Source organism: Segeticoccus sp., assembly GCF_035708005.1.
The window spans coordinates 1-3,012 of sequence record NZ_DASSTI010000164.1 but is presented as its reverse complement, the minus strand read 5'-3'; the positions used below and the strand labels follow the sequence as shown (position 1 = coordinate 3,012).

Here is a 3,012-nt window from a genome sequence, read left to right as displayed (position 1 = left end):
ATCCACGCCCTCTCCGGTGCCTATGCCGTCGACGCCGTCGACGAGGTGGAGCGGGCCCGGTTCGAGCGGCACCTCACCGTCTGCGCCGACTGCCGCGCCGAGGTGGCCAGCCTGCGGGCGGCCGCGGCCGAGCTGTCCCAGATGGAGCCCGTGGACCCACCGGCGCGGTTGCGGGACAACGTCCTGGCACGGATCCGCACGGTGCGCCCGCTACCACCGGTGGAGCCCGAACGGTCCGAACAGTCCCAGCAGTCCGAGCAGTCCCAGCGGTCCCCGCGGCCCGAGCCGGAAACGACCCCGGACGGGAGGCGGCCCTGGTGGCGGGCCCCGCGCTGGCTGGCGGCCGCCGCTGCCGCGGTGGTCCTCGCCGCCGGCGGCGGGACCGTCGCCGCCCTGCAGCCGTGGCAGCACCAGGGCCAGCAACAGCAGGTGAGCGTGGCCTCGCGCGTGCTGCACGCCCCCGACGCACAGCGGAGCCAGAAGCGGCTGCCCGACGGTGGCACCGCGACGCTGGTGCGGTCCCAGCGCGTGGGCAGGGCCGTCCTCATCACCCACGAGCTGCCCCCGCCCCCGACCGGCAAGGTCTACGAGCTGTGGCTGCAGACACCGCAGGGCGACATGCACCCCGCGGGTCTCCTTCCCGGAGGCCGGCAGCAGACGTTCGTGCTCAAGGGCGACGCTGGCACCGCGGTTGGAGCCGGCATCACGATCGAGCCCGCGGGCGGGTCGCCGAAGCCGACGACCACCCCACTCGCGCTCTTCGCGTTCAGCTGACGACTTCCCTGCTGCAGGTCAGCCAGAGGTGACGCGACGCCGCGCCTCGGCGGCGACGACGAGGTCCTCCCAGGCCATGCCGACGCTCTTGAAGACGGTCGGCCGGGAGCGGTCCACGCCGGCCCCGGCGACGAGGTCACTGAGCGTCAGCACACCCTCGAGGTCGAGGCGGCCCTCCGTGGCCGCGAGGACGACGTCACCCGCCTCGCGTTGCGCCGTCGCCCGGTCCTCCACCACGACCGTGGACCGGCCCAGCAGCTCCCCCTCGAGCTCACGGGCGTGCGGCTCGTGCGAGCCCACGGCGACGACGCACGTGCCGTCGGCCACGAGGGCACTCGGGAAGAGCGGCTCGGTCGCCGTGGTGGCGCAGACGACGATGTCCGCCTCGGCCACGGCCTCGGGTTGCGCGGCCGCGCAGGACAACCCGGATTGCGACATCGCCTCCGCAAAGCGCTCCGCCCGCTCCGGTCGCCGGGACACCACGTCGACGTGGGACAGCTCCCGGATCGCCCGCATCGCCCGGACGTGCCCCTCGGCCTGAGGGCCGGTCCCGAAGACGACCATGCGGGAGGCCTCCGGTGCGGCCAGCATCGACGCCGCGAGCGCCGACACGGCAGGGGTGCGCACGTTGGTCATCGCGATGCCGTCCACCAGCGCCACCGGCGCCAACGTCTCGGGGTCGCACAGCAGGTAGAGCCCCTGGATGCGCGGCAGGTCACGCGCCGGGTTGTCGGGAGCCACCGTGAGCACCTTCACGCCGACCGCGCCCGGCACCTCCGACGGCATCAGCAGGAACTGTCCGCGGGTCAGTGGGACCGCCACCCGGGCCGGGTCGCCGGCCGGGTCGAGCCCCTCCTCGACCGCGCGCCTGAGGGCGGCGACCGCTGCAGAGGGCGGGACCAGCCGCTCCACGGCCTCGGCATCGATCCAGGGCAGCTGGGCCACGAACGGCTCCTTCCGGTGCAGGGTCGGCGACCTCGCGGAGTCTACGGGCGGCACCTTCCTCCGAGCCCTCCCACGGCGCGCTCACCGGTGCCGTGCGTTGACGGCCCCTCTCCCCCGGGAGTTCACTCGACACGGAGCCGGCGACGGCCGACGACGATGACGGCCCGGACGCGTGCGAGGAGCTGCGATGGCGGTCGACCCACCGGGGGCGGACCAGAGCGCGTCGGACGACCCACGCGGCGACGCCGGACGCGGGTGGGCCTCCCGCGGGGTGGTCGGCATCGGGAGCGCGTCGTTCTTCAGCGATGTCGGGCACGAGATGGTCACCAGCCTGCTGCCCACCTTCCTGCGCTCCACCCTGCACGCCGGGCCGGCGGCCCTCGGCGCGATCGAGGGCGTCTCGGACGCGCTCATCGGGCTGGCCAAGATGGCCGGCGGCCCCCTGTCGAACGACCCGCACCGGCGCGCGCGCCTGGCCTCCGGCGGCTACCTGGCCACGGGCCTCGCCTCGGCCGCGATCGGCCTCACCGTCGCGGTGTGGCAGGTCGCGATCCTCCGGGCGATCGCGTGGGTCTCCCGCGGCATCCGCTCCCCCGCGCGGGACACGCTCCTGACGAGCATCACGCCGCGCTCGGCCTACGGACGCGCGTTCGGTCTGGAGCGGGCCGGCGACAACGCGGGCGCGATCCTGGGACCGCTGGTCGCCGCCGGCCTGGTCGGAGTCCTCGGGGTGCGCGCGACCATCTGGTTGGCCGTCATACCGGGAATCTTTGCGGCCCTGAGCATCTCACTCGCCATCCGGGAGGCCCGCCGTGTCGTCGGCGACGTGCGCGGACGGCGTCGCCTGCAGCTGAACCTGCGGCAGCTGGGCGAGGCCGGGCTGGTCCGTGCGCTCAGCCCCGCCGCGCTCTTCGAACTGGGCAACCTCGCCACCACGCTGCTGATCCTGCGCGCCACTGGTCTGCTCTCCTCCGGGCCGAGTGCGCGGAGCGTCACCGCCGCGACCAGCCTCGCCATCCTGTTGTATGCCGGGCACAACGCGGCCGCGACCATCGCCTCCCTGGTCGGCGGGCAGGCCGCCGACCGCCTGAGCGCGCGCGTCGTGTTCGCGGCGGGAGGGATCGCCTACATCGCGGGCTATGCGGTCTTCGCGATCGACGAGCACCTGTGGCCGGTGCTGCTGGCCGGGTTCGTGCTGGCCGGGACCGGGATCGGCCTGGCCGAGACCGCCCAGTCGACCGTCGTGGCCCAGCTGCTGCCGGACCACCTGCGCGCCAACGGTTTCGGGATGCT

Annotated in this window: 3 protein-coding genes; 2 read left to right on the top strand and 1 reads right to left on the bottom strand. The window is 74.6% G+C overall.

The window, feature by feature from the left end; translation table 11 throughout:
- Window positions 1-774: anti-sigma factor (locus VFL99_RS15730; RefSeq protein ID WP_325107302.1), on the top strand; the 774-nt coding region annotated here is incomplete at its 5' end.
- A gap of 18 nt (window positions 775-792) precedes the next feature.
- On the opposite strand, the gene VFL99_RS15725 is transcribed toward VFL99_RS15730, so the two are convergent.
- The gene (locus VFL99_RS15725; RefSeq protein ID WP_325107301.1) at window positions 793-1,719 is read right to left on the bottom strand and encodes an ornithine cyclodeaminase family protein; all 927 of its coding nucleotides are present in this window, start codon (window positions 1,717-1,719) and stop codon (window positions 793-795) included.
- Between the two features lie 187 nt (window positions 1,720-1,906).
- Here VFL99_RS15725 and VFL99_RS15720 point away from each other — a divergent pair.
- Window positions 1,907-3,012, top strand: a 1,106-nt coding sequence (locus tag VFL99_RS15720) for an MFS transporter (RefSeq protein ID WP_325107300.1), incomplete at its 3' end; no start/stop codon positions are given.